Annotated in this window: 29 protein-coding genes, 1 pseudogene and 1 riboswitch; of the genes and pseudogenes, 12 read left to right on the forward strand and 18 right to left on the reverse strand. The window is 44.0% G+C overall.

What is annotated here, in order from left to right; genetic code table 11:
• Positions 1–110: 110 nt before the first annotated feature.
• The 3 genes from ACKTRM_RS10185 to ACKTRM_RS10195 form a co-directional block, all read right to left on the reverse strand.
• Positions 111–1,244: a conserved virulence factor C family protein gene (locus ACKTRM_RS10185; RefSeq protein ID WP_012117809.1), complete on the reverse strand. Its 1,134-nt coding sequence runs from the start codon at positions 1,242–1,244 to the stop codon at positions 111–113.
• Between the two features lie 68 nt (positions 1,245–1,312).
• Positions 1,313–1,921, reverse strand: coding sequence for an HD domain-containing protein (locus ACKTRM_RS10190; RefSeq protein WP_023356977.1), 609 nt, complete (start codon positions 1,919–1,921; stop codon positions 1,313–1,315).
• Between the two features lie 4 nt (positions 1,922–1,925).
• Positions 1,926–2,414, reverse strand: coding sequence for a glutathione peroxidase (locus ACKTRM_RS10195; protein ID WP_012117811.1), 489 nt, complete (start codon positions 2,412–2,414; stop codon positions 1,926–1,928).
• Positions 2,415–2,697: 283 nt separating this feature from the next.
• Here ACKTRM_RS10195 and metA point away from each other — a divergent pair, with 283 nt between their 5' ends.
• The 4 genes and pseudogenes from metA (at position 2,698) to cspD (ending at position 5,391) form a co-directional block, all read left to right on the forward strand.
• On the forward strand, positions 2,698–3,603 hold the full coding sequence (gene metA, locus ACKTRM_RS10200; protein ID WP_003153608.1) for a homoserine O-acetyltransferase MetA: 906 nt from the start codon (positions 2,698–2,700) through the stop codon (positions 3,601–3,603).
• 224 nt (positions 3,604–3,827) lie between these two features.
• On the forward strand, positions 3,828–4,970 hold the full coding sequence (locus ACKTRM_RS10205; protein WP_007409520.1) for a diglucosyl diacylglycerol synthase: 1,143 nt from the start codon (positions 3,828–3,830) through the stop codon (positions 4,968–4,970).
• A 93-nt stretch (positions 4,971–5,063) separates the two neighbouring features.
• Positions 5,064–5,175: pseudogene (locus ACKTRM_RS10210) on the forward strand (hypothetical protein); the annotation flags it as partial.
• A gap of 15 nt (positions 5,176–5,190) precedes the next feature.
• On the forward strand, positions 5,191–5,391 hold the full coding sequence (gene cspD / locus ACKTRM_RS10215; protein ID WP_003153604.1) for a cold-shock protein CspD: 201 nt from the start codon (positions 5,191–5,193) through the stop codon (positions 5,389–5,391).
• A 51-nt stretch (positions 5,392–5,442) separates the two neighbouring features.
• Here the strand turns inward: cspD and ACKTRM_RS10220 are convergent, their stop codons facing one another.
• Positions 5,443–5,625: a hypothetical protein gene (locus ACKTRM_RS10220; protein WP_012117812.1), complete on the reverse strand. Its 183-nt coding sequence runs from the start codon at positions 5,623–5,625 to the stop codon at positions 5,443–5,445.
• A gap of 162 nt (positions 5,626–5,787) precedes the next feature.
• Here ACKTRM_RS10220 and ACKTRM_RS10225 point away from each other — a divergent pair, with 162 nt between their 5' ends.
• Positions 5,788–6,045, forward strand: coding sequence for a DUF2564 family protein (locus ACKTRM_RS10225; protein WP_012117813.1), 258 nt, complete (start codon positions 5,788–5,790; stop codon positions 6,043–6,045).
• A 26-nt stretch (positions 6,046–6,071) separates the two neighbouring features.
• Here the strand turns inward: ACKTRM_RS10225 and ACKTRM_RS10230 are convergent, their stop codons facing one another.
• The gene (locus ACKTRM_RS10230; protein ID WP_003153581.1) at positions 6,072–6,254 is read right to left on the reverse strand and encodes a zinc-finger domain-containing protein; all 183 of its coding nucleotides are present in this window, start codon (positions 6,252–6,254) and stop codon (positions 6,072–6,074) included.
• Positions 6,255–6,256: 2 nt separating this feature from the next.
• Positions 6,257–6,928: a ribonuclease H family protein gene (locus ACKTRM_RS10235; protein ID WP_012117814.1), complete on the reverse strand. Its 672-nt coding sequence runs from the start codon at positions 6,926–6,928 to the stop codon at positions 6,257–6,259.
• An 81-nt stretch (positions 6,929–7,009) separates the two neighbouring features.
• On the opposite strand from ACKTRM_RS10235, the gene ACKTRM_RS10240 reads away from it, so the two are divergent.
• The 3 genes from ACKTRM_RS10240 to sspL are packed head-to-tail and all read left to right on the forward strand — an operon-like array spanning position 7,010 to position 8,269.
• Entirely contained in the window at positions 7,010–7,690 is a 681-nt protein-coding gene (locus ACKTRM_RS10240; RefSeq protein ID WP_012117815.1) for a queuosine precursor transporter, read from the forward strand.
• A gap of 6 nt (positions 7,691–7,696) precedes the next feature.
• The gene (locus ACKTRM_RS10245; protein ID WP_032873511.1) at positions 7,697–8,089 is read left to right on the forward strand and encodes a reverse transcriptase-like protein; all 393 of its coding nucleotides are present in this window, start codon (positions 7,697–7,699) and stop codon (positions 8,087–8,089) included.
• Positions 8,090–8,140: 51 nt separating this feature from the next.
• Positions 8,141–8,269 carry a small, acid-soluble spore protein L gene (gene sspL / locus ACKTRM_RS10250; protein WP_003153575.1) on the forward strand — a complete coding sequence of 43 codons (129 nt, stop codon included), beginning with the start codon at positions 8,141–8,143 and terminating at the stop codon, positions 8,267–8,269.
• Positions 8,270–8,274: 5 nt separating this feature from the next.
• On the opposite strand, the gene ACKTRM_RS10255 is transcribed toward sspL, so the two are convergent.
• The 7 genes from ACKTRM_RS10255 to ACKTRM_RS10285 all read right to left on the reverse strand — a co-directional run bounded on the left by ACKTRM_RS10255 (position 8,275) and on the right by ACKTRM_RS10285 (position 15,339).
• Entirely contained in the window at positions 8,275–9,162 is an 888-nt protein-coding gene (locus tag ACKTRM_RS10255) for a 5'-3' exonuclease (RefSeq protein ID WP_012117817.1), read from the reverse strand.
• A gap of 94 nt (positions 9,163–9,256) precedes the next feature.
• Entirely contained in the window at positions 9,257–9,400 is a 144-nt protein-coding gene (locus tag ACKTRM_RS10260; RefSeq protein WP_003153570.1) for a hypothetical protein, read from the reverse strand.
• 76 nt (positions 9,401–9,476) lie between these two features.
• Complete coding sequence (locus ACKTRM_RS10265; RefSeq protein WP_012117818.1) at positions 9,477–9,734, reverse strand: YpbS family protein; 258 nt, start codon at positions 9,732–9,734, stop codon at positions 9,477–9,479.
• Positions 9,735–9,802: 68 nt separating this feature from the next.
• Complete coding sequence (locus ACKTRM_RS10270; protein ID WP_012117819.1) at positions 9,803–13,381, reverse strand: dynamin family protein; 3,579 nt, start codon at positions 13,379–13,381, stop codon at positions 9,803–9,805.
• A 183-nt stretch (positions 13,382–13,564) separates the two neighbouring features.
• Entirely contained in the window at positions 13,565–13,660 is a 96-nt protein-coding gene (fbpC, locus tag ACKTRM_RS10275) for a Fur-regulated basic protein FbpC (RefSeq protein WP_025284905.1), read from the reverse strand.
• Positions 13,661–13,732: 72 nt separating this feature from the next.
• Positions 13,733–14,239, reverse strand: coding sequence for an isoprenylcysteine carboxyl methyltransferase family protein (locus ACKTRM_RS10280; RefSeq protein WP_003153565.1), 507 nt, complete (start codon positions 14,237–14,239; stop codon positions 13,733–13,735).
• Positions 14,239–15,339: a type III polyketide synthase gene (locus ACKTRM_RS10285; RefSeq protein ID WP_012117820.1), complete on the reverse strand. Its 1,101-nt coding sequence runs from the start codon at positions 15,337–15,339 to the stop codon at positions 14,239–14,241. Before ACKTRM_RS10285 ends, ACKTRM_RS10280 begins: the two co-directional genes overlap by 1 nt.
• A gap of 163 nt (positions 15,340–15,502) precedes the next feature.
• Between ACKTRM_RS10285 and ACKTRM_RS10290 the strand changes: the two genes are divergently transcribed.
• On the forward strand, positions 15,503–16,111 hold the full coding sequence (locus ACKTRM_RS10290; RefSeq protein ID WP_012117821.1) for a GNAT family N-acetyltransferase: 609 nt from the start codon (positions 15,503–15,505) through the stop codon (positions 16,109–16,111).
• A gap of 27 nt (positions 16,112–16,138) precedes the next feature.
• Here ACKTRM_RS10290 and ACKTRM_RS10295 read toward each other — a convergent pair whose 3' ends face one another.
• The gene (locus tag ACKTRM_RS10295; protein ID WP_007612133.1) at positions 16,139–16,447 is read right to left on the reverse strand and encodes an MGMT family protein; all 309 of its coding nucleotides are present in this window, start codon (positions 16,445–16,447) and stop codon (positions 16,139–16,141) included.
• Between the two features lie 230 nt (positions 16,448–16,677).
• Here ACKTRM_RS10295 and ACKTRM_RS10300 point away from each other — a divergent pair, with 230 nt between their 5' ends.
• Positions 16,678–16,947: a hypothetical protein gene (locus ACKTRM_RS10300; RefSeq protein ID WP_015240073.1), complete on the forward strand. Its 270-nt coding sequence runs from the start codon at positions 16,678–16,680 to the stop codon at positions 16,945–16,947.
• Positions 16,948–17,459: 512 nt separating this feature from the next.
• On the forward strand, positions 17,460–18,044 hold the full coding sequence (locus tag ACKTRM_RS10305; RefSeq protein ID WP_012117822.1) for a DUF421 domain-containing protein: 585 nt from the start codon (positions 17,460–17,462) through the stop codon (positions 18,042–18,044).
• A 250-nt stretch (positions 18,045–18,294) separates the two neighbouring features.
• Here the strand turns inward: ACKTRM_RS10305 and ACKTRM_RS10310 are convergent, their stop codons facing one another.
• Entirely contained in the window at positions 18,295–18,861 is a 567-nt protein-coding gene (locus ACKTRM_RS10310; protein WP_012117823.1) for a cysteine hydrolase family protein, read from the reverse strand.
• A 365-nt stretch (positions 18,862–19,226) separates the two neighbouring features.
• Between ACKTRM_RS10310 and ACKTRM_RS10315 the strand changes: the two genes are divergently transcribed.
• Positions 19,227–19,502, forward strand: a complete 276-nt coding sequence (locus tag ACKTRM_RS10315) for a hypothetical protein (RefSeq protein ID WP_007612144.1) — start codon at positions 19,227–19,229, stop codon at positions 19,500–19,502.
• A 244-nt stretch (positions 19,503–19,746) separates the two neighbouring features.
• Here ACKTRM_RS10315 and pbuX read toward each other — a convergent pair whose 3' ends face one another.
• From pbuX to ACKTRM_RS10330, 3 genes are all read right to left on the reverse strand, one after another.
• The gene (pbuX, locus tag ACKTRM_RS10320; protein WP_012117824.1) at positions 19,747–21,051 is read right to left on the reverse strand and encodes a xanthine permease PbuX; all 1,305 of its coding nucleotides are present in this window, start codon (positions 21,049–21,051) and stop codon (positions 19,747–19,749) included.
• A complete protein-coding gene (gene xpt, locus ACKTRM_RS10325) occupies positions 21,048–21,632 on the reverse strand; it encodes a xanthine phosphoribosyltransferase (protein WP_012117825.1) in 585 nt (194 codons plus the stop codon). Before xpt ends, pbuX begins: the two co-directional genes overlap by 4 nt.
• Before the next feature lie 99 nt (positions 21,633–21,731).
• Positions 21,732–21,831, reverse strand: a riboswitch (purine riboswitch).
• A gap of 132 nt (positions 21,832–21,963) precedes the next feature.
• A complete protein-coding gene (locus tag ACKTRM_RS10330; RefSeq protein ID WP_012117826.1) occupies positions 21,964–23,466 on the reverse strand; it encodes a carboxypeptidase M32 in 1,503 nt (500 codons plus the stop codon).
• Positions 23,467–23,512: the final 46 nt, after the last annotated feature.

Raw genomic sequence — 23,512 nt, forward strand, 5'->3', positions numbered from 1 at the left:
ATTAATATTGTACTTACTATATAGAGTTTTGAATCATTTTTCAACAATATTCTAAATAATTTTTATAAAAAGTGAATTCAAATAAAAAAGGTGCATGGCGCACCTTTTTGTTATAACTGTTCTTTTTTTCTGCTTTCAGTCATCTGTTTCCAGACTGAACCTTTCGCCTCTTCTCCGTGCTCAATCCGTTCAATCGCCATTTTGACTTGCAGGCTGACTTCGAATTCCGGATCGTCTTCCGCCGCTTTTAATGCTTCCAGCGCGCTTTCATCGCCGACTTCATATAAAAACATGGCCGCGCGCCAGCGCACGAGCTTGCTTGAGTCACTGAGCGATTTCATCATGGCCGGGATGGCGCTCGCATCGCCGAGATCCGACAGACAGTCACCCGCCGTCCTTCTGACCGTCACCGTTTTGTCTTCAAGCGCTTTGTATAACAGCGGAAGCACAGACGGCTTTTCGATCATTCCCAAATAAACGACGGCTTGTCTTCTGATCGAAGTCTTCGGATCATGCAGCGCCTTTTCCAATACTGGTAAATCGTCTTCACCCGGATCCATTTGCTCAAGATGGGCATAGCGCTGTTTCCAGTCTTCATCATCAAGCATGTCCAGTGTCACTTTATAAGCTTTCCGCTGCACTGCCGGTCTGGCCTCACCCTTTTGCTGTGCGGCTGCTTCTGTCAGACGTTTGAGCCGCTCATCACTGTAGGCGGCCTGAAGCTCTTCTGTGACATCGTGTCCGATTTCGGTAAAATCCCCGAAGCGCACGCCTTGTTCTTTCCAAGTCCGCTCAAATACAACATTTGAAGCTTCGGAACGCAGCTTTAAAATGGCTTCTTGGAAACGTTCCGGAAGGCCGAAGCGTTCTTCACGTTCGCCGTCCGTCAATTTGACCTGCATCGGGATTCCGCTGAACATTTGTACGAAAACCTTCACTTCACCGAACGATTCCTGTTCAGAACGGCTCTCAGACTGCTCCGTATGTTCCATTCCGAAAGCGGAACGGACCTGAGGCAGAATTTCCTTCCAGTCAAAACGTGCGTTTCTCTCCACAGCCAGGAAATCGGCAACGTGATAAACGCCCTTTACTCCTTCAATGTTTAAAATATCACGTACGACAACCGGAGCATCATCTGCCTGATCGGGCTTGTAATTGTTGCTTTTCCCTGCCGGAAGCTCTTCAGTCAAAATCACTTTCATCGTGTTCGGACTCGGCGTCGGTTCTATTGATTTAATCTTCATATTGGTCCTCCTATGCGCAATCTGACACTTATTCTAACATAGTCGGCACAAGCGTTCTATTGCGCCGCTTAGCTTTTGCAAATGCCGGCCTCTTTTTGGATACGGGCGGCGAACTGTAAAAGAAATTGATGCCGCTCCTCTGCTAAACCGGCCCCCGCTTTTGTATTCATTAAGCCTTTAAGCTTGATTAATTTATCCTCTATATGGGCCAGCACACTTGTTTGAGCACCGTACATCGGATGACCCTTCGCCCCGGCAAACATAAAAGCCCTGCCGATGCCCGCTGCGCCGATCGCATCAAGCATGTCTGCATCCTGAACAACTTTCCCCTCCAATGAAAGCGGCCGCTTTATCAGCAGTTCCCTGTGTCTGAATGACATTCTCGTGATAATATCCGTGATCTCCTGAATGGAGTCAGCCGCGATGTTGAAAGCAGCCAGCCGTTCTGTCACTTCGCCCGCCGTCAGCCTTTCGCTTTTTTCGAGCTTGGCGTCAATTAGATCATGAACCAGCGCGGCCGTCTCAGTGATAAATAAGTCGGCGCCTTCTTCTTTTGCCATATAAACAGAAAGTGTTGCGACCCGGGAAATATGAAGCCAGTCATGGCCCGTTCGTTCATTGATAAGCTTTTCTTTGACCCAATTCCTGACGCTTTCCAGCTGCTCTTTTTCGTTCACCGTATCACCTCTTATCGGCCAAAAGCCTCTGTACCGTATCTTCAAGCTCTTTTGGGTTGACGTTCGGTGAAAAACGCCCGGTGACTTTACCGTTTCGGTCCACGATAAACTTAGTGAAATTCCATTTGACCGCTTTTGTGCCGAGCATCCCCTTCGCCTGTTCCGTCAGATATGTGAAGAGAGGATGAGCGTCTGCTCCATTGACATCAACTTTCGCAAACATCGGGAATGTGACTCCGTAGTTTTTCACACAGAACTCTTGAATTTCCGCTTCGTTTCCAGGTTCTTGGTTCATGAATTGGTTGCAGGGAAATCCCAATATTTCAAGACCTTCCTCCCGATATGTATCATAGAGCTCCTGAAGCTGCTTGAGCTGGGATGTGAATCCGCATTTGCTTGCTGTATTCACAATGATCATCACCTTGCCTCTGTAAGCCGATAGCGTCATGTCTTCGCCTGTTATGGTCCGTACGTTTATATCGTAAATTGTCATCTGCGGCCCTCCTTTTTACATTCTTCATTTATTTTACCTGTTTTACACTGCAAAACAAACGGCAACCGCTTTTTCCTTCCACTTAACGGAAAACGTTTTTTTCGAGGAACCAAACGGCTCTTTACCCGTCATAATAAAGAGCCGCTCCGAATTTATGCCCATTTGCCGCTTTTATCCCTGTCATTATGCGTTAAATGCGGTTTATTACGCCGGGATGGATTGAAAAATGGCTTAAAAATTTCTATAATGAAGAAAATTAACGGGGAATAACGGAGGTGGCATGTTGCCTATTAATATACCAAATCACCTGCCCGCTAAGCAGGTGCTTGAAAGTGAACACATCTTTGTAATGGATGAAAGCCGGGCTTTTCATCAGGATATCCGGCCGCAGAAGATCGTGATTTTAAATCTGATGCCGAAAAAAATCCAAACGGAAACCCAGCTCCTCAGGATGCTTGGGAATTCACCTTTACAAGTTCACTTTACGTTCTTAATTCCGAGCACACATACTCCAAAAAATACGGCAAGGCAGCATCTGGATGAGTTTTATACGGATTTTTCCAGCATCCGCCACAAACGGTTTGACGGAATGATTATTACCGGGGCTCCGATTGAGCACCTGCCGTTTGAAGATGTTTCTTACTGGGAAGAATTGAAGGAAATCATGGAATGGAGCAAAACGAATGTCACTTCAACCCTCCATATCTGCTGGGGCGCTCAAGCCGGTTTATACTATCATTACGGCATTGAGAAAGTGGAGCTGCCGAAAAAAATCTTCGGTGTGTTTGAGCATACCGTTCTTAAAAAACATGAGAGATTGGTAAGAGGATTTGACGAGCTATACTATGTGCCCCACTCACGGCATACAGATATTAATACGGAGCAGCTGCAATCGGCTTCGGATCTGGATGTGCTCAGCGTTTCAGAGGAAGCGGGGGTCTGTTTAATCGTTTCAAAAGACGAAAAACAGATTTTCTTAACGGGTCATCCGGAATATGATACCGATACGCTACTTCAGGAGTATGAGAGAGACATAGAGAGAAATCTTTCAAACGTAGAAGCTCCTAAGCACTATTTTGCGCCCGGCGGGAAAGAACCTGTTAACCGCTGGAAAGCTCATGCAACGTTATTGTTTATGAATTGGCTGAATTATTACGTATATCAGGAAACCCCGTATGAATGGGATTAATTTTTGTTTTGAGTGATACGGTGACAAAAATATGATAAAATACTCTTGATTCAGTATGCGTATAACAAAACTTTAAAATAATGGAACATATCAATTAAATTTAGTTTAAATATGTTGCCGCACTTATTATAAAATGATGCACTTGTGTTATGTTTATCTATAGACAATAACTCCTTACGATGCATGAAGCTTGCTTGTTGTTGATTACATTGAGGTGAATTTACTTGAATACCAATAAAAAAGTATTAATTTTGACTGCAAATTACGGAAACGGGCATGTTCAAGTGGCCAAAACGCTCTACGAACAGTGTCTGCGTCTCGGCTTAGATGTGACGGTTTCCAATTTGTATCAAGAGTCAAATCCGATTGTTTCAGAGGTTACTCAATACCTTTATTTAAAAAGCTTCTCAATCGGGAAACAGTTTTATCGTTTGTTTTATTACGGAGTTGACAAAATCTATAATAAACGCAAATTCAATATTTATTTTAAAATGGGAAATAAACGTTTAGGCCAGCTCGTTGAAGAGCATAAGCCGGACATTATTATCAATACATTTCCGATGATTGTCGTACCGGAATACAGACGGAGAACCGGAAAAGTGATCCCGACGTTCAACGTTATGACCGATTTCTGCCTTCACAAAATCTGGGTTCATGAAAATGTTGATAAATATTATGTCGCCACAGATTACGTGAAGGAAAAACTGATTGAAATCGGCACTCACCCGAACAACGTAAAGATCACGGGCATTCCCATCAGACCTCAATTCGAGGAATCGATGCCGAAAGAGCCGATTTATAAAAAATACAATCTCTCTCCCGACAAAAAAGTTCTTCTTATTATGGCGGGAGCGCATGGTGTGCTGAAAAACGTAAAAGAACTGTGCGAAAATCTCGTTCATGACGATCAGGTGCAGGTTGTGGTGGTATGCGGCAAAAACAGCTCGCTGAAAGAATCCCTCAGCAGCTTAGAAGGTGACAATGCCGACCGGCTGAAAGTTCTGGGCTATGTAGAAAGAATTGACGAGCTGTTCCGTATTACGGACTGCATGATCACGAAACCGGGCGGCATCACACTGACGGAAGCGACGGCGATCGGAGTACCCGTTATTTTGTACAAACCGGTTCCCGGGCAGGAAAAAGAAAACGCCATTTTCTTTGAAGATCGCGGTGCGGCTGTCGTGGTCAACCGCCACGAAGAAATTTTAGAGTCTGTCACCTCCCTTCTTGCGGATGAGGAGAAGCTGAACCGGATGAAGGACAATATTAAAAGCCTTCACCTCCCCAACTCTTCTGAGGTCATTTTGCAGGACATTATAAAAGAATCTGAAATGATGGCCGGGAAGGCGGATATGGCATTATCGTAAAAGAAAAGCACACGAACGATTCGTGTGCTTTTTGTTTTTTTCGGTTAAGCTTTGTGACTGGAAAAATAAAGATAAAAAATAGGGAGCGGCCGCTTGACGTCCGCTCCCATATGGTGTATAGTTGAACCATCATTTAACAACGTTTACATACGTACGGTTGGATGATGACAAAATTTTTTTTAGCACGAAGGTGCTACAGTACTAGGAGGAATTAAGCAATATGCAAAACGGTAAAGTAAAATGGTTCAATAACGAAAAAGGATTCGGCTTCATCGAAGTTGAAGGCGGAGACGACGTATTTGTTCACTTCACTGCTATCGAAGGAGAAGGATACAAATCATTAGAAGAAGGACAAGAAGTTTCTTTTGAAATTGTCGAAGGTAATCGTGGACCTCAAGCTTCTAATGTTGTAAAACTCTAAACTCAATACATGTTGATCAGATGACAAATAGAGGAGAGGCGTATGCCTCTCCTATTTGATTGCCGTCTGAATCTCAATTGCGACAAGATTCTGCTTGCAGCGCTGCTCGATTTCTTCAATTTGTTTCTCCATTGACGGCATTCCTTTTTTTGCCATTTCCGCTAAACTTCCCAAATCACCGTATATCTCTTTAAATGTCTGCTGAAGGATTGTTTTTAAATCTTTATCATTCACGGCTGGTTTTTCCCTTCTCTCCCAAGATACCCTGAATAATAGTAAATAAGCCCTAATTAATCAGGTTCAATAGTTATATCGGCTTATTTTCTATATTTTTTTCTATTTTCCGTACATATTTCTAAAAAAAAATCTCCAAACTATTTGCGGAGGTGTTTTTTAATGGACTCTGAATTTTTTCCAAACGGACTGACGGATAAACGCCAGCTTGAATTAGCAGTGGAAACAGCCCAGAAAACAACGGGAGCGGCTACCCGAAGCCAAAATTCAACTTTGGTGGAATCTGCATACCAGGCGATTCAGGATGCCAGAACGATGTCACAATCCAGTGAACTGCAAGCTCTCGACCAGGATTTTCTGCAAAAGCAGCGAATGCTTCTCGACGATTGCCAGCATCAGCTTGATGAATTCGAAAAATAAAACCGCAGAAGCTGCGGTTTTATTTTTTATTGATTTGTCAGCACCTTGCCGTAGGCTTTCAGCTTCTCCCCCACCGTGCATTGGTTGATGCAGAAAGAATGAGCGTGCGTTTTTCCAAACTCTTTGCGGAAATGCTTTTTTACGAAACAGTCTTTGCAATATTCATCCTGAAGCTCTGTCAATTCTTTATAAATGCTTTTTTTATCCAATATCAGTCATCTCCGTTACCTTCTAATGTTATGCGGCTTTCAATCTGCCGGTCCGAGAGAATTTTTCTGGCAAGGTCATCCGCTTCTTGATTTTCCTTTCGGTTTACGGCTTCATATGTCGGTGTCAGCTTTAAGGATTCGAGCAGCGCTTCAATTTTATCCAGCCATTCGTTTTGCGTTTCATCATAACACGGCCAGCTGCCGTCAAGCTGATGCAAAACGACGAGGGAATCCCCTCTTATCGTGATTGAATTTCTGCTTGCGCCAAGTTCCTGCACTTCCTTAAGCGCTTCGTATAAAGCGGCATATTCGGCCTCATTGTTCGTCTGAAGCGTTAAGCTTTTGTTTTTCCGTATGCGGTGCCGCTTGCCGCCGAGAGAATAATACACGACAATTCCGAGTCCGGCGCGTCCGCTTGTTTTGTCAAAGCCGCCGTCGAAATACACTGTAATGTCGTCAGGTTCGTGCGCAAGCTCTTCAGTAAGCTTTTCTAATTCTTTAAGCGTCCAGCTCACGCCTTTTTCATCCTCAAAATAAATGTCTTTTATATAAGGAAAGCGGCTGACTTCTCTTGCAAGCATGCGCGCTTTCGGAACGGTCAGCCAATCTTCGGAAAAAAATGCGACAGGGCCTGTTCCTTTTGCTTCTATTTCGATATACGGCTTAAGATTCATTGAAATCACCTTACCATTCATTAGTTGACGGGCGTGTGCTATAATCAAACCATTCTCAAATTGAAAGGAAGTCAGCAGGTTTTGTTTAACGATGTGTTATGGATCTTATTTGCGGTCATTCATTTTATCATTGTTCTTCTGTTTTATAAAGGATTTGGCAAAACGGGCCTATTCGTATGGATCGGTTTCGCCACGGTGTGCGCCAACTTGCAGGTTGTCAAAACAGTCGAGCTGTTCGGGCTTACGGCGACACTGGGAAATATCATGTACGGCACCGTTTTCTTCGCAACGGATGTGCTGAATGAAAAATACGGTCCCAGAGAAGCGCGCAAAGCCGTCTGGCTCGGGTTTTCCACTCTGCTCGCTTTGACATGCGCCATGCAGGGAGCTCTTTTATATAAACCGGCTGCGTCAGATATCGCACAGCCGGCCCTTGAGACGATTTTCGGTTTTCTGCCGCGTGTTGCGCTCGGAAGCCTCTTGGCTTTTATTTTCAGCCAAACGATAGATGTTTATGTATATTCAGCCATTCGGAGAATCTTTCCTTCAGACAGGCTTCTCTGGCTCAGAAACAGCGGAAGCACGGCGCTCAGCCAACTGCTGGATACATTTATCTTCACTGCCGTGGCCTTTATCGGCGTTTATTCCGCGGGAGTATGGTTCAGCATCTTCATTTCAACTTACCTGATTAAATTTGCGGTATCACTCATTTCTGTCCCTTATGCGTATGCGGCAAAACGAATGACACCGAATGGAGAGTGACGGATGATGCCCGCTGAAATTTATGTAGACGGTGCAAGCGCCGGAAACCCGGGCCCGTCCGGTATCGGTATTTTTATTAAACATGACGGGAAAACAGAATCTTTCTCAATTCCGATCGGCGACCATTCAAATCAGGAAGCTGAATTTCTCGCTTTAATTGAAGGAATGAAGCTGTGTGCCGCCCGCGGATTTGAGTCCGTGTCATTCCGGACGGATTCGGATATCGTGGAGCGGGCCGCAGATCTTGAAGCGGTTAAAAACAAGGCTTTCCAGCCGTTTGTGGACGAAATCATCCAGTTAAAGGCCGGATTTCCATTGTTTTTCATTAAGTGGATTCCCGGCAGACAAAACCAAACAGCCGATCAGCTCGCAAAAAAAGCGATTCGGCTGAATAAATAACCGGAATGAAATTGCGTCTCACTGTTCATCCTACAAATGAGGTGAACAGCTATGAGAAAAGAAAATAAAGGCAGGCTGACCGGGGGCGTGAATCCTCAGGGAAATATGGAAGGAAATGCGCACAAAGACCCGAAATCAGCCCTTGAAAACAACGCAAAAAAAAGCAATACAAAACGCTAGAGGGATCAGCTGATCTCTCTGGCGTTCAGCTTTTCGAGCATCCTTTCAATTCCTTTTATCTGATGGCGTCTGAGCATTAATGCCGCCTCTTCCATCTTCAATGAAAAAAGCGCTTCTTCAAGCGTACAGACTAACGGCACCTCGCAATGTATTTCAGCAAGCTGCCTTGACAGCTCCAATTCTTTCAAGCTTTGCTGAATTTTCGTTTGCTGGCCCTTCGGCAAGAGAGCGAGGCTTTCTAATAACCGGTCTATGTTTTGGTATTCACGGATCAGCTTGTACGCCGTTTTTTCCCCGATCCCTTTAACGCCGGGATAGTTATCGCTCGTGTCTCCCATCAGCGCCTTAATGTCAATCAGCGCTTTTGGCGGAACTCCCGTTTCTTCTCTAAATATCTCATCTGTATATACCTTATAATTGCCGATACCCTTTTGCAGCAGCGCTACTTGAACTTGATGATTCAGCAATTGAAGCAGATCTTTATCACCCGTTACAATCGTAATTTCCGCTTCCCCGGAATATAGGGCAGAAAGCGTACCGATACAGTCATCCGCCTCATAGCCTTTTATGCCGATGTTTAAAAAACCGAGCTCTCGCGCTGCTTCTTTCGCTAGATCAAATTGCGGAATCAGCTCTAGCGGCGGTTCACTTCTGTTGGCCTTATAATCTTGAAACAAATCATTGCGGTACGTTTTGCTTCCCATATCCCAGCAGCAGACGACATGTGTGGGCTGAAACGTATCAACCGCCGTAATAAGATGCTTTAAAAAACCGTTGACGCCGTTTGTGGGAATTCCGTTTTCATTTATCATAAAATTGCGATGAACGGCCGTCGCGAAAAACGAGCGGAACAAAAGCGCCATGCCGTCAACGAGCAGTAATTTATTATTCATATATCGAAACTCCTTTTTATTCAATGTTCCTATTTTACCAAAGAAGGCGGTAAAAAAACAGCATCCCCCCATTTGGAAGATGCTGCCGTCACGTTTATTCACCGTGTCTTTTATTGCTTGCCATCAGCTTTTCAGCTTCACGGCCGGCATAAGAATCAAATTTCTGTCCGAAGCCGTTTTTCTTTTTGGCATTGTTATTCTGCTGAGCATTTCTGTTTCCCAGTTTTGTTCTGCCCATGGTCATATCCCCCTTTAGAGAAGATACGGATAGTATGTACAGCAAGCGCTGATGACACACGCGGCAGGTTCATCCATTACTGTCTGCTGACGAATTCTTTCACCATCTCTTCACTTACGAATCGTCTTTGCGGCACGATGCCCTTTTTCGCCAGCTGGTTCATTTTTGCGGTGATGCCATTGATGGCATCTGTCGTGAACGGTTTATTCTGTCTGCATTTTACAATGGCTTCTTCAATGGCCTGTTCACGCTCATAATCAAGCTGTACAAATGTTTTGACATGCTGATGCTGTTTTGCGGAATGTGCTGAAATTGCTTTATGGACTTCTGACATAAAAGGTTTCATCTCGCTTTTTTTCATTTTAGTCTACCACGACTGTTATCTGCCCGCCAACCGGATTTTTAAATTTTCAGCATTTCATCTTTCTTTTTCCATGCTTTTTCGGCTTCGTAAAGGTGTTCAATTTCCCTTGCACTCGTATTTTCCGCAAGACCTTGTAAATAAGTGTCCCGCTGCTCGCGGATCTGGGACAGGCTTTTATCCGCCATGTCTTCTTGCAGACGGCGCACCTGCTCAGCATATCGCTCTGAAAGGCTTTCTTTCTCCTGCTCAAGCCACTTTTCTGTCACTTTTTGCAGGCTGAGCCTGAGCCCTTCTACAAACGCTGCTTTTCCGTTCTGTTCAAAAAACTGCTTCGGTGATTTAACTTCCTTTACGTGATGTGAGAATGCCGTGACGTCAATGACCGGAGCGACCTCTTTCAGCTGAACGGCAAATTCGTTTTCACCGCTGACATAAATGGAGAAATCTCCGTCTTCCATAAGCTTCTTCTGACAGTTTTCCATCCATTCCTCAGTCATATGGCGCTCAATAAAACCGGTCATTCGGATATCGAGCGTTTTCAGCTCTTGAATATATTCAAAACGGAATTCCTTGAGCGCTTCATTCAGCGCCGCTGATATATTTTGTTTCCAATCACCGTTTTGAAGACCCGGATGGAAGGCGGTTTTCAGCATATCATTCGCATAAAACGTCAGGCGATGTTTAATGTGATAGAGCTGTTCTTCTGTATCTTTCATCACTTTTCGAATGATGACCTCAGACGTACGGCGCTTTGAAATGTCAGCGAGAGCTTTTTCATAGGAAGACTCCAGACGCTGTTTCTTTTTCTCTTTTTCTTCTGCCGACTGGTGAAGAGATTCGTGAAGCTGTTCCACCATATCGCACAATTTGTCCGCCTCTGTTTTCAGCTGGGCGCAGCTGGCCCTCATTACATCTTCCTCAATAAAGTGCTCAAGCCCGGTTCTTACATCAGAGAACCTGTTATAAAAAGCTTCTTTTTTACCCGCAAGCTCTTCTTTACTTGAGACATGATATAATTTCGGCCGGTTAATTCCCTCTTTTGAGAGTTCTGAGCGGACATAGTCTTTGACGGTTTCCAGCTCGCTTTCGGTTTTGGCCAGATCGGCGGCGTTAATGACAAAAAACATTTTATCCATGCCGAATGTTTCTTTGACGAGGCCGAGTTTCTTCAGAAAAGACCTGTCTCCTTTTGAAAAAGAATGCTGATAGTACGTCATATAAAAGAACGCGTCAGCATCTTTTATATATTGAAAGGCAAGTTCCGTATGACGCTTGTTTATACTGCTTGCTCCCGGCGTATCAACAATGGTGATGCCTTTTTGCGTGAGAGGCGAATCATAATACACGGTGACTTCTTTTACGCAGCAGGCCGTTTTTTCTTCGGCTGCGTACGGTTTTAAATCTTCAATCGGCACCGTCAGTGTCAGCCTTTGACGGATCTGTTCTTCATACGTATCAAACGCCTGCAGCATCGTCTGAATCACCGGGATGAGTTCATCCGGAATTTTTCCCTTTTTAATGGCATAATTCCATCTCTCTTTCAGTGAACGCCCCTTTACATCAGCATCTTTCAGCTCAGTCAGCTGAAGCATTTCAGCGTCCAGCTCCTCCTCCGTTTTAAAAACGATCTCCGCAGATTTATGCGGTTTGCCGTCTTGCGGTTTCGTTATTTTGTTGATCGTAGCCGTTGTGGGCGTCGGTGATGATGGAAGCACGAATTCACCGACAAGCGCATTTGCAAATGATGATTTACCGGAACTGAATCCGCCGAATAACGCCAAGGTAAACTGGCGGTTTTCAAGCCGCTCAATCCTGCTTCGAAAGGCTTCTGCCTGTTTTCCTAATATGCTCGAGGATTCAAGAATCCCGGCAAGCTCATAGAACCGATCAGTCTGCTCTTTTATAGGAAGTTCCTTCATCGCATTTTTTTCGGGCTTGCTTACTTCATGCTGTACAGCCTCTTTTGGTTTCTTTTGGACGGGCGCTTTTGCAAGGCGTTTTTTTCGCGTATACCAGTCGCCGCTTCCCGTATCACAGGTCAATTCTTCTTCCCACAAAGCGCGGACGCGGGCTGCTTTTTCCAAGGCATTGCGTTCTTCTTTGGCCGATTGCGCGAGCTCATCCCTTATTTTCTTTTCTTTTTCGAGCCGGTTTTTCAAGTTCTCAATGAGCGGTCCGTTTTTTGTCTGAACATAAGCGGTCAGCTCCTCAATGAGTTCCGCTGTCTGTCTTTTGGCTTCCCTTCTGATCATTTCAGCGAGGTCTTTCGTATAAGTTAATACGTATTCAGATGAAAAGGCCGCTCCCTGCTTAAGGGCCTGAGCGGTGATATCATCAGAAAGCGGTGTGCGGTACGCCTGGATTTTCTTGATCAGTTCGTCCGAATCCGCTTCATACCGCTTGGCCGCTTTCGTAAATGTGTCGATAATATGCCAATCCGCTTCCCCTTCCGTTCTTTTTTTAATATCGGCAAAAAATTCAGCATGCCTTCTTTCTTTTTCCAAAGCTGTTTTCGCTTTTGAAAAGAATAATCCGGTTTTAAATGAGGGCTGCTGTGATTCAATATAAGCAGATGCAAGCTCCCTCATCTCAAAGGGTGTCAGATTAGCGTTTTGCAGTATGTTCTGCACGTCTTTTCTGATGTCTTTCTCTGCTGTTTCAGCCTGTTGAACGGCTTTTTTAAGCTCACCTTCAACAGAACGGACAAGTGCTTCTTGTTTGTCAAACTGCTCTCCGCTGCCGTTTTTATCATCTTTTACGAGCATCTCTGTATGCTCTTTGACTAAGTGTGCAACTTTTCTCTCCGTTAAGGACCATAAATTTGTTTTTGCCTGCTGTTTCAGCTTCTGCAAATGTTTTTTCAGCTGTTCCATGCCGTTTAAAGGATGGTCAGGCTCAGTGACAGACGTAAAGAAAAGCGATTCTTTCGGTATTCCCGCGCCTTCAAGCATGTCTTCCACCTGCCTGCGGTACTCTTCAAACTTCGTTTCAGTTTCATTATGTCTGTCAATTTGGTTGACGATCAGAAACAAATTCGAAATACGGTCTTTGATGGAGCTGAGAAACAGCATATTTTCTTCTGAATGGACGTGATTATAATGAACGACGTAAAATAAAGCGTCAGCCTGATGCAGAACCGAAGCGGCTGATAAAAAATGCGCTTCGTCCGTCGAATCAATTCCCGGTGTGTCGATGTAGGCCGCATAGGGCTCTGACTCCTTAAAGCCGGCATAGACTTCCACCGTTTCAATTTGCTCACCGTCTTTACAGAATTGCTGCACTTGTTCTTTATCGTAACTTCCTTTAATTTCTGCATAAGCCCCGTCCGTCGTATGAAGCACGACTTTATCTGCACCGTGCCGGATGACGACGAGGTTGGCGCTTGTGGGAATCGGGCTTGTCGGCAGTATGTCTTCACCGAGCAATGTGTTTAATAAAGAGGACTTTCCGGCCGAATAATGCCCGGTAAACGCGATATAAACCTCTTCATCAGCCGCTTTTTTCATAATAGCCGCGAGCTGATCGGCCCGTTTTTCATCCTGATGATCCAAAAATTGTGCGTATAAGGCACCCGTTCTGCTGAAAATCTCCCTGTTATGGCGTTCTTCTTCTGTCATGTGTCTTTACCCCTTTGTGTCTGTCGCATCAAATGACGTTTTTCATTTTTAGAAAGCTCTGAAAAAAACCTCTCCCCCATTTTACACAAGAATGGCTCACTTTTCTTCAGGAAACGCAAAAAAGCCGCCGATATCGGCAGCTGATAAAGAAAAAACACCCGCGGCAGGAAAAACCGCAGATGTTTAAGAAGACATCGATTTATTCGAAACTTTTTTCAATACGAAACCAATTAAAACACTGTATGTACAAACGGCTGCAAATAAAAATAACATTGTCATTTTCGGCACCACCTTGAATGAGAATCATTTTCATATTTATATCTTATCATGATTGAGAATGATTTTCAATCTCTATTTTGCGGTGTTTTCTTCTAGCGCTTTCTCTTCGGCGCGAATCCTCACAGTGAGCATGCAGGCATTGAGAATCGAAAAGAGAAACAGTGTCCAATACGCTCCGTATAACAGCGGCAGAAAAATAAATTCTAAGATGACGACCGCGTAGTTCGGGTGCTTCATCCACCTGTACGGCCCCTTTCTGACAAGCTCCGCATCCGGCACGACAAGAATTTTCGTATTCCAATACCGCCCTAATGATAATAGCGCCCAATACCTGATCCCCTGTACAAATAAAATAATACATATAATGGCGGCCCACCTTGGAGAAAGCGTTTTTTGAAACGCCGCCACCTCAGCTGTAAGAGAGACAAAAAAGAGCACGTGCATCAGGACGAGAAAGGGATAATGTCCTTCTCCGTATTCGACTGCGCCTTGCTTTTTCACCTTTTGCTCATTGCGCCGGGCCACGATCATCTCCGCAATCCGCTGGGCCGCAAGCAGCATGATAAACAGCCAAAACATTAAGAAGCCCCCTTTTCCCAGCTGAACAGCAAAAGCTCAGACGAAAATCCCGGCCCGAGAGCGCCGATCAGCCCTTTTTCGTTTTCCTTCTGCCGTCCGTGGAGCAACTGTTCTTTTATCACATGAAAAATAGTTGCGGAAGACATGTTCCCGTGTTTTTGCAGCACCTTCCGAGATGCCGCAAGCTGACCGGTGTCCATTGAAAGACTCGTTAAATAGGCGTCAATGACCTTTTTCCCGCCTGGATGGGCAAGAAAGGTTTTAATGTCGTGAGGACTGATACCATATGCAAATAAAAATTCATCAACATTGTCCTTCAGCCACTGTGAAACCAGGGTGGGAATATCTCTTGAAAAAATGACTTGAAAACCGCTGTCCGTGAATTCCCAGCCCATCACATCTTCCGCATCCGGCATCATCACCGATTGGGTGGCGAATATCCGCGGAAGAAGCGGCTGTTTGACATCGTTTCGGTTCGCCTTTTCTCCTCCGATTAGTACTGCGGCAATTCCGTCCGCAAACAGGGAAGTTCCGATTAAGTTGCTTTTTGACTTGTCGTTCGGCTGAAACGTTAAGCTGCAGAGTTCAGCCGCGATGACAAGCACGTATGCTTCAGGATACGCGCGGCAGTATTCGTACGCCCTGGACAGGCCGGCCGCTCCGCCCGCGCATCCTAAACCCCAGATCGGTATCCGTTTTGTTTTCGCAGAAAACGGAAGCTGATTCATCACTTTCGCTTCAATGCTGGGTGTCGAAAGCCCGGTGCTGGAAATAAAAAAGATCGCATCGACTTTTTCATATGGAAAGGGATTTGTTAAACAATCCGGGTTTGTTAAACAATCAAGTGCCGCATCCGCACTGTGCTTGACGGTTTCTTCCGTATACAGCCGGTTTTTTTCTGAAAAACCCCGTGCCGTTTTATACCATTCAATCGGCCGGACAAACTGCCTTGATTCAATTTCGCCGTTTTGAAAGGCTTTTAACAGCCGGTCAATATCCTTAAATGAATCGGCAAACATCCCTCTCGCAAAATCCGCCGCCGTTTCTTGCGAGACATGATACTTCGGAATGCTGGTTCCGACAGATAACACATATGCCATACCCATCACCTCTTTACATAAGTTTCCGCTTTTTTCCTGAATGTATGCATAAATTCGGGCTGGGCATTTGCCTGACCCGCCATTTTAATAGGAAATTGGCCCTTTTGAATAAGAAACCATTCGGCTATACTTGACCCATTCATAAAAAAAGGTTGTGATTGGGATGCTGACACCTGTCATTCTTAAAGGGTCACTCGTTCAGTTAGAGCTGCTGACGATTGATCACTCTCAGGCACTTTGCGAAGCAGCTTCAGAAAATAGGACGACTTACGCTTACACCCATGTCCCTGACGGAATCGAAGAAACAAAGCGTTATATTGAGCGCGCGCTTTCCGATTATGAAAAAGGACTTGCATTGCCTTTTGCAGTACGGAGTCTTGAAACAGACCGAATCGTCGGAAGCACGCGGTTTATGGATGCGGAAGTGTTTACGCGGCCGGCGGACGCAGCTCCGGAAGTGTGTGAGATCGGCAGCACATGGTATGCCTCTGCCGTGCAGCGGACCGGTGTCAATACGGAATGTAAACTTCTGATGCTGACTCATGCGTTTGACGTGTGGCAAGCTGTCAGGGTGACGCTGAAAACCGACGTTCGCAACCAGCGCTCACGGACTGCGATTTTGCGGATCGGAGCCCAATTTGAAGGGATCCGCCGCGCACACATTCCGGCTGTCGACGGCGGTCTCAGAGATACCGCCTACTACTCCATCCTTCGGGAGGAATGGCCTTATATACGGCAAAACCTTTCTGGCCGGCTCAAAGCATATAACTGAAAAACCTGCCGGTATATGGCAGGTTTTTCACATATTCGGATCATGGACGTATAAATTGAGATCGATCCGTCCGTCTGACGTGACCGCTACCCCCTCAGCTTCAAGAGACAGCTTCTGTACAGAAAACATCTCTTCGTCTCTCAATCCGATTTCGCCCTTTGCATTGATGACCCTGTGCCAAGGAAGACGATGCTTTTTACTCATGGAGTGAAGAATCCTCACAACCTGCCTCGCTCCCCGCGGACTTCCCGCAAGATCGGCAATTTGACCATACGTCATCACTTTTCCTTCAGGAATCTGTTTGATAATGGCTACCGCCCGTTCCGTAAATGTCATGCAACTCCTCATTTCGACTAAAAATGATTTCCCTAGTATCATACAACAGTTTTGACGTCATATGATGATGCCTTACTCTGGAGTCATAAAATAAGATGGTACGAGTTAATAAAACTCATGGGGGAAAATACTTTCTTATATTCACAAAAAGTTAACATAAGTTTATATGGACAAATTTTACATACAGTTATATAATACAGTTGTATCAAATAAAAAAGGGAGTGTTTTAAATGAAATTTAAAAAAGTTTTAACCGGTTCAGCTCTATCGCTTGCTTTACTTGTTTCTGCTGCTCCTGCTTTTGCAGCAAGCCCGGCTGCAGATGGCGGGAGTCATAAAACTGCAGCTCCTCAGGCAGTGTTAAAAACTATATATATCAATGCTAATACACGTGGAGAACTTCTTAATGTAACAGTATTTGCTGGAGTTAAATACTATTTAAAAGATGCCAAGCAGAACAGTGATGGTACATGGACTGGTGAATACCAAGGTTGGTTTTAAGATTATCTAAGGGATAAGAGATTTTTCTCTCATCCCTTTTTTCATAGTTGTTTTCCCTACTAACCTCCTAAAAACCATGATCAACGAAGAGCGTTGTGCGGCGATCCCAAGCAACCGTATGTCAAGCTCTGTCTCAGCAGCAGACCGTTGTTCCTCAATGCATTTTAGCAGAATGTCTCAGTATGCATCCTTTTTTGTTCCCAACCATGCCGCTTTTCCTATGACTTAATTGTGTTAATTGACAACTCGTATTTCTTGGCAAGGTTCTTCTATTTCTGCCTTACGCACTCCTTATACTCCTTGGTTTGCTTTTCAGCCACCAATATTCACCGCCGCCTCTTGTATTGGAGATTCCGAAATGAATTCACCCTCGCAGAATAGTTTCTCCAGTTAGGAAAACACCTAAAATGAATAAAATTAAATGTAAGGGCAATAATTTTTCGTGAGCAAGTACACATAAAACCTCTTACTTGCTCTTTTATTTTTGATAAAACACAATCCAGGGTGATAACATGAGATTTGCTTGGGAAGAATTAATTATAATTGCATTCGGAATGATTTTACTGAGAATTTCAGGGAGAAAATCCATTGCACAAATGACCATTGCACAGACAATGGTCATGATTTCAATCGGTACGATTATCGTTCACCCCATTTTAGAAACCAGTTTATTGAAAACATTAATCGCTGCGTCTATCCTTTTTAGCGCTTTGATTTTAATGGAGTGGTTTCAAGTAAAAGTAAACTGGATTGAATCTTTTTTAACCGGAAAATCTAAATTCGTTATAGAAGACGGCCAACTCAATATAGAAAACTTAAAGAAGCTGAGGCTGACAGCAGATCAACTCGAAATGCGTTTAAGGCTTCTTGGCATTTCAAATATAAACACAATTAAATATGCCACTTTAGAAGCTAATGGACAATTAGGCTACGAATTAAAAGATGATTGTAAGCCTTTAACCATCAAAGATCTTAAAAATGTGATCGATCCAAAATGTCTTAACAAAGAGCCTCAGCCTCAAAAAGATGATCAAGCCAATATATTCGAGGAAATCAAAAAACACCAGACTCAGCACAAGCCAAAAAATCTTGAATAATTCGCTGATTAGTAAAACCTTTTGTTATTCAAAACCGAAGCCGAAATCAGACCGTTAACCGCCAATCATTTTTTACCGAAACCGGTTTACAAGAAACAAAAAAAGCATCTGAAGCAGATGCCTTTTTTCACTCGATATTGCGACGATGAAAAGAGTCGGCAACCCCGTATTTTCCGACGAGGCCCTTGTATGCGCCTGAATATGCTTTTCAGCCGCCTATACCCATCGCCGGCCTTAGCCATAATGTTAATCAGTTTGTTTTTATAAAATCGTTGATTAATTGATCAGTCGTTAATATTGTGGCAAATTCATCATGCAACGTAGCCAGAGATATATTGTGAATAGTCTCTGCATCATAATATGTATCATTTTGGTCTCTCATTCCGAAGGCTGCTGTTGCATCTGAAATCAGATATGTATCAAATCCTAAATTACCGCTCATCCTTGTGGTTGTTGAAACACAGTGCGGCGTAGTCAAGCCAGTGATTACGACAGTTGTTATATCATTTGCTTTTAAAAGCTCTTCTAGATTAGTCCCAATAAAGCTGCTGTTTACTTTTTTGGTTATAATGACTTCTTTTTCCATAGGTTTAACGATTTCCTTTATAGCAACCCCCTCATTTTTTGGATAAAATAAAGAACCAGGTTTATCAGAAGTATGTTGTATGTATATGACTGTCCATCCTTTTTCTCTCCATAATTTCAGTATTTTGCTGATATTTTCTTCCGCCTTTACGTTATTTCGTTCTCCCCACTTTTTATCATCAAAGGCTTTTTGTACATCCACAATGATTAAAGCTTTTTTCTTTTCTGCCATCAGATAACCTCCTATATTGAAAATTCGTATTTATAACATTTTAAATAAAGATTTTACTTTTGTACAATTGTTTCAGTGTTAAATTTCATATCGCACCTTCCCCGTTGGAAAAGCGCTGGAATAGCTAAAGCAAACACTGACTAAAAGGCTGCAGCTCACCAGAAGCCAGCAATATTCAACTCTTTTTCTCTATAAACTTATCAATATTCTGAAATAAGCCGCAACAGTGAATGAAAGCATCGCTCCTATCGCCATCCACTCCCCTAACTAAATTCGCTCACAAAATATTAACAAAAAAACCCTTGGTTATTTTTGTATTGTATGTAATAATACAATTGTATTAAAAAAACAAAGGAGTGTTAAAAATGAAATTAAAAAAAGTTTTAACTGGTTCTGCCTTGTCTCTCGCTTTACTCGTTTCCGCTGCCCCTGCTTTTGCATCTAGCCCTGGTAATACAAATATCGACTCAACTCAAACAAAAATTTCGACACAAGCGACCAAAGATTCTTTTACAATGGATTACCTTCATAGATGGGATATCCCAAATACAACTGTTAAGAATGGTGTTACATATTACCTTAAGAAAGTAGAGATAATCGAAGGGTTCTATCGCGCAACTTTTGAAGGATGGATTAATTAAAAGAAGGGGCTTTCCCTTCTTTTCACTCTCATTTGTAAGGATCCGTGCACAAGATACTCGTTCACGTACATATAGTCCGGGACGGTTTTTCGGCGAAATAAGGCGGATGCCTCATCACTCAATTTGTTTCTTTTCAAACAATGAAACTAATAAAAAAAGAGGATGCCTCACAAAAAGTTCAGCAACTTTCGGAAGCATCCTCGATCTGGATAAAATAAGATGTTATTTTAAAGAAAACGGATAACTAACCCTCTTGAACCCTTGTTACATCAAGGGTTTTTTTCGTTTTAGGAATCATATTATAAATAATGTTCAAAAGCACGGCGGTAAAGCTTCCGGCGACGATTCCGTTTGTGGTCAGCAGATTTAAGTAAGACGGCAGGTGCTTAAACATATCGGGAACGACGGTTACACCGAGTCCCAATCCGACCGAACACGCGACAATCAGAAGGTTTTCCTGCTTTTTAAAGTCAATTTGACTGAGCATTTTAATGCCGTAGGAGATGACCATGCCGAACATGGCCACCATCGCGCCTCCCAGTACGGAAGACGGGATGATGGTCGTGAAGGCTGCGATTTTCGGAAAAAGGCCGAAGAGCATTAAAAGTGCGCCCGTGACACCGATAACCGCGTTTTTCTTAATTCCTGTCAGCTGCACGAGGCCGACGTTTTGGGAATAAGCCGTGTACGGAAAAGCATTAAAAATGCCGCTGATGAATACCGCCAGGCCTTCCGCGCGGTAGCCTTTTGCTAAATCACGTTCAGACAGGCGCCGGTTTGTCAGGTCACCGAGAGCGAAATAGACGCCGGTTGACTCAACAAGGCTGACAATGGCAACGATGGACATCGTAATAATCGGTGCCGCATGAAATGTCGGCGTCCCGAAGTAAAACGGTTTAATCATTTGAATTGCGTCAGCATTCGCCACATTGTCAAATTGCACTTTTCCCATAAAATATGCGATGGCCGTCCCGATGACAATGCCGATTAAAATCGAAATGGATTTCAAAAATCCTTTTGTAAACCGATAAAGCAGCACGATGATGACGAGCACCGTAAATCCGAGGGCAAGGTTAGCCGGATCACCGAAATCCTTGCTGCCTTCCCCGCCGGCAATATGATTCATCGCGACCGGCATTAAGGTCATCCCGATAATCGTCACGACAGATCCGGTTACGACAGGCGGGAAAAAGGATACGAGCTTGCCGAAGAAAAACGACAGCAGAATGACAAGCAGACCCGATGCCAAAATGCTTCCGTAAATGGCTGAAATCCCGTACTCCTTACCGATGGAAATAATCGGCGCTACCGCGGTGAACGTACAGCCGAGCACAACGGGCAAGCCGATGCCGAAACATTTATTCCTCCATACTTGAAGCAGCGTAGCCGCCCCGCACATAAAAATGTCAATTGATACGAGATATGTCAGCTGTTCTGCGTTCAGTCCCAATGCCGCTCCTACAATTAAGGGAACGACGACGGCGCCGGCATACATGGCAAGCACGTGCTGGATACCGAGGGAAAGTGTTTTGGCATAGCCGTTTTTCATGAACGGACCTCCTGTACAAATGTCACTTTTCCGTCTTCAAGCGATTGGATTCTCGCCAGTGATTCGACCCGGCATCCTTTTTTCACCAGCTCATCTCTTCCCGGCTGAAATGACTTTTCAATGACGATTCCGATCCCGCAAACCGCTGCACCTGCTTGTTTTACGATGGATAAAAGTCCTTCTGCCGCCTGTCCGTTCGCTAAAAAGTCGTCAATGATTAACACGCGGTCATCTTTCGACAGATGATTTCCGGAGATTGCAATCTGACTTTCTGTTTTTTTCGTGAAAGAATAGACGGATGCCGTCAGCAGATCATCCGTTAATGTGAGAGACTTCCTTTTTCTCGCAAAGATGACGGGAACGCCGAGTTCAAGGCCGGCCATCACCGCAGGGGCAATGCCGGAAGATTCAATTGTGACGATTTTGGTTATCTCGTCTTTTTCAAAACGGCGCGCAAATTCCCGGCCGATCTGCTGCATGAGAACCGGATCAATTTGATGGTTTAAAAAAGAATCCACTTTCAGCACTTGATCAGAAAGAACGATTCCGTCTTCTGCTATTTTTCGTTTTAACGCTTCCACAATGATTACCCCCGCTTATAAAAAATAAAAAAAGCATCGCCCGCTCTCCAAAAAAAGAGCAAGCAATGCCGAATGATCTACACGTAACGGCCGAATAAAGCCGTTCCATTGCTCACTCATAGTCGGACATTTACGGTGACCGGTAGAAACTTGCGTGCCATATCCACGCGATTATATGAGTGTTCGTATGATATTAATCAAATTATAACAAGATACACTTCTTTTGCATAGTGAAATTTGAATATTTCCGAACTTTTACAAAGAATCGGTTTCGATTATTCGTGTTTTTAGAATTTTTAGAAAAACGCCCGGTGTATGCCGGGCGTTTCGTTTATAAATATAAATTTGAATATTTGCCGACGAGATACTCAATGAGATATTGAACGTTCAGCTCTTCTCCCGTTGCATCTTTTATGATGTCAAGCGGCATTTTGCGTCTTCCGTGCTGATGAACCTTTTCTGTCAGCCATTGTTTAATCGGCTCAAAATCGCCCCGTTCTATTAATTGGTCAAATTCAGGCAGATCGTCAAGCATGGTATGCTTCAGCTGTGCCGCATACATATATCCGAGCGCATAGGAAGGGAAATAGCCGAAATCGCCGCCCGCCCAATGTACGTCCTGCAAAATGCCTTTTGCGTCAGATGGCGGCGTAATGCCTAAATAATCATGATATTTTTGATTCCACAATGCAGGCAGTTCTTCCACTGTCACTTCATTGCTGAAAATCGCTTTTTCAATTTCATAACGGATAATAATGTGAAGCGGATATGTCAGCTCATCGGCTTCAATTCGGATAAAGGTTGGTTTCGCCTCATTTACGGCGCGTACAAAGTCCTCTCTTTTCACATCTTGAAATTGATCAGGTGAAGCCTCAACCATTTTTTCATAATAGGCGGTCCAGAAATGTTGATTTCTGGCGATAAAGTTTTCATAAAATAACGATTGGGATTCATGAATTCCCATGGATGCACCGTCAGATAAGTTCGTTCCGCTCAACGCTTCGTCAATATTCTGCTCGTAGATCGCATGCCCGCATTCATGAATCGTTCCGAAAATCGCCGTGCGGAAATCGTTTTCGTCATATCTGGTCGTTACCCGCACATCGCCCCGGTTGATTGTCGTCGCAAACGGATGCACCGTCTCGTCCAGGCGGCCGCCGTCAAAATCATACCCGAACTCTTTTAAGAAATACAAGGAGAGGGCTCTTTGTTGTTCTTTCGAAAACGTTTTCGTTATAAAGGAAGTGTCCGGTTTATTGCCGGATTCCGTCACTTTTTTGATAAGCGGAATAATCGCTTCCTTCAATTCAGAAAACAGCTGATCCAGCACCTTTACCGTAACACCCGGTTCGAAAATATCGAGCAATGCGTTGTATGGATGATCTTCATAGCCCCAATACGAAATAAACCGCTTATTAAAATCAATCAGCTTCTCAAGGTACGGAGCAAACATAGAAAAATCAGAGGCAGCCTTTGCATCCTCCCAAGCCGTTTCAGCTTTCGATGTTAAAATGACATATTCTTTATACTCATCTTCAGGAATTTTTTTATTATGATCATAATCTTTTTTCGCAAGTTCCGCCGCTTTCACTGTATCTTCAGGCAGCTCTTCTGCATGCGCGAGAAGGATGTCGATCAGCTCTTTCATCCGGTCGGATGTCTGGATTTGAAAAACGTCAGCCGACAGCTGTCCGATGCTTTCCGCCCGGTCATCAGAGCCTTTTTTTGGGGCTCCCGTTCTTAAGTCCCAATGCATAAGTGCAATGGCTTCGACATAGTGGGATACTCTTTTTAACAGATCAAAAAACTCTTTTTCATATGTATGTAAATCCATATCCGTTCCCCTCCCTTTTCACTATCAATTACAGGCTAATGGAATG

It is taken from the genome of Bacillus sp. D7-8 (genome assembly GCF_052055895.1).
GTDB classification, from domain to species: Bacteria; Bacillota; Bacilli; order Bacillales; family Bacillaceae; genus Bacillus; species Bacillus velezensis.

Coding starts and splice junctions, on each gene's coding strand:
- ACKTRM_RS10285 (WP_012117820.1), bottom strand. CDS start 15,339: ATGGCATATGTGTTATCTGTCGGAACCAGCATTCCGAAGTATCATGTC.
- ACKTRM_RS10280 (WP_003153565.1), bottom strand. CDS start 14,239: ATGTTTTGGCTGTTTATCATGCTGCTTGCGGCCCAGCGGATTGCGGAG.
- ACKTRM_RS10315 (WP_007612144.1), top strand. CDS start 19,227: ATGAAATTAAAAAAAGTTTTAACTGGTTCTGCCTTGTCTCTCGCTTTA.
- ACKTRM_RS10255 (WP_012117817.1), bottom strand. CDS start 9,162: ATGAATAATAAATTACTGCTCGTTGACGGCATGGCGCTTTTGTTCCGC.
- ACKTRM_RS10295 (WP_007612133.1), bottom strand. CDS start 16,447: ATGACATTTACGGAACGGGCGGTAGCCATTATCAAACAGATTCCTGAA.
- pbuX (WP_012117824.1), bottom strand. CDS start 21,051: ATGAAAAACGGCTATGCCAAAACACTTTCCCTCGGTATCCAGCACGTG.
- cspD (WP_003153604.1), top strand. CDS start 5,191: ATGCAAAACGGTAAAGTAAAATGGTTCAATAACGAAAAAGGATTCGGC.
- ACKTRM_RS10225 (WP_012117813.1), top strand. CDS start 5,788: ATGGACTCTGAATTTTTTCCAAACGGACTGACGGATAAACGCCAGCTT.
- ACKTRM_RS10330 (WP_012117826.1), bottom strand. CDS start 23,466: ATGGATTTACATACATATGAAAAAGAGTTTTTTGATCTGTTAAAAAGA.
- ACKTRM_RS10310 (WP_012117823.1), bottom strand. CDS start 18,861: ATGGCAGAAAAGAAAAAAGCTTTAATCATTGTGGATGTACAAAAAGCC.
- ACKTRM_RS10265 (WP_012117818.1), bottom strand. CDS start 9,734: ATGTCAGAAGTCCATAAAGCAATTTCAGCACATTCCGCAAAACAGCAT.
- ACKTRM_RS10290 (WP_012117821.1), top strand. CDS start 15,503: ATGCTGACACCTGTCATTCTTAAAGGGTCACTCGTTCAGTTAGAGCTG.
- ACKTRM_RS10300 (WP_015240073.1), top strand. CDS start 16,678: ATGAAATTTAAAAAAGTTTTAACCGGTTCAGCTCTATCGCTTGCTTTA.
- ACKTRM_RS10195 (WP_012117811.1), bottom strand. CDS start 2,414: ATGACAATTTACGATATAAACGTACGGACCATAACAGGCGAAGACATG.
- ACKTRM_RS10235 (WP_012117814.1), bottom strand. CDS start 6,928: ATGAATCTTAAGCCGTATATCGAAATAGAAGCAAAAGGAACAGGCCCT.
- ACKTRM_RS10185 (WP_012117809.1), bottom strand. CDS start 1,244: ATGAAGATTAAATCAATAGAACCGACGCCGAGTCCGAACACGATGAAA.
- fbpC (WP_025284905.1), bottom strand. CDS start 13,660: ATGACAATGTTATTTTTATTTGCAGCCGTTTGTACATACAGTGTTTTA.
- ACKTRM_RS10245 (WP_032873511.1), top strand. CDS start 7,697: ATGCCCGCTGAAATTTATGTAGACGGTGCAAGCGCCGGAAACCCGGGC.
- sspL (WP_003153575.1), top strand. CDS start 8,141: ATGAGAAAAGAAAATAAAGGCAGGCTGACCGGGGGCGTGAATCCTCAG.
- ACKTRM_RS10260 (WP_003153570.1), bottom strand. CDS start 9,400: ATGGGCAGAACAAAACTGGGAAACAGAAATGCTCAGCAGAATAACAAT.
- ACKTRM_RS10270 (WP_012117819.1), bottom strand. CDS start 13,381: ATGACAGAAGAAGAACGCCATAACAGGGAGATTTTCAGCAGAACGGGT.
- ACKTRM_RS10305 (WP_012117822.1), top strand. CDS start 17,460: ATGAGATTTGCTTGGGAAGAATTAATTATAATTGCATTCGGAATGATT.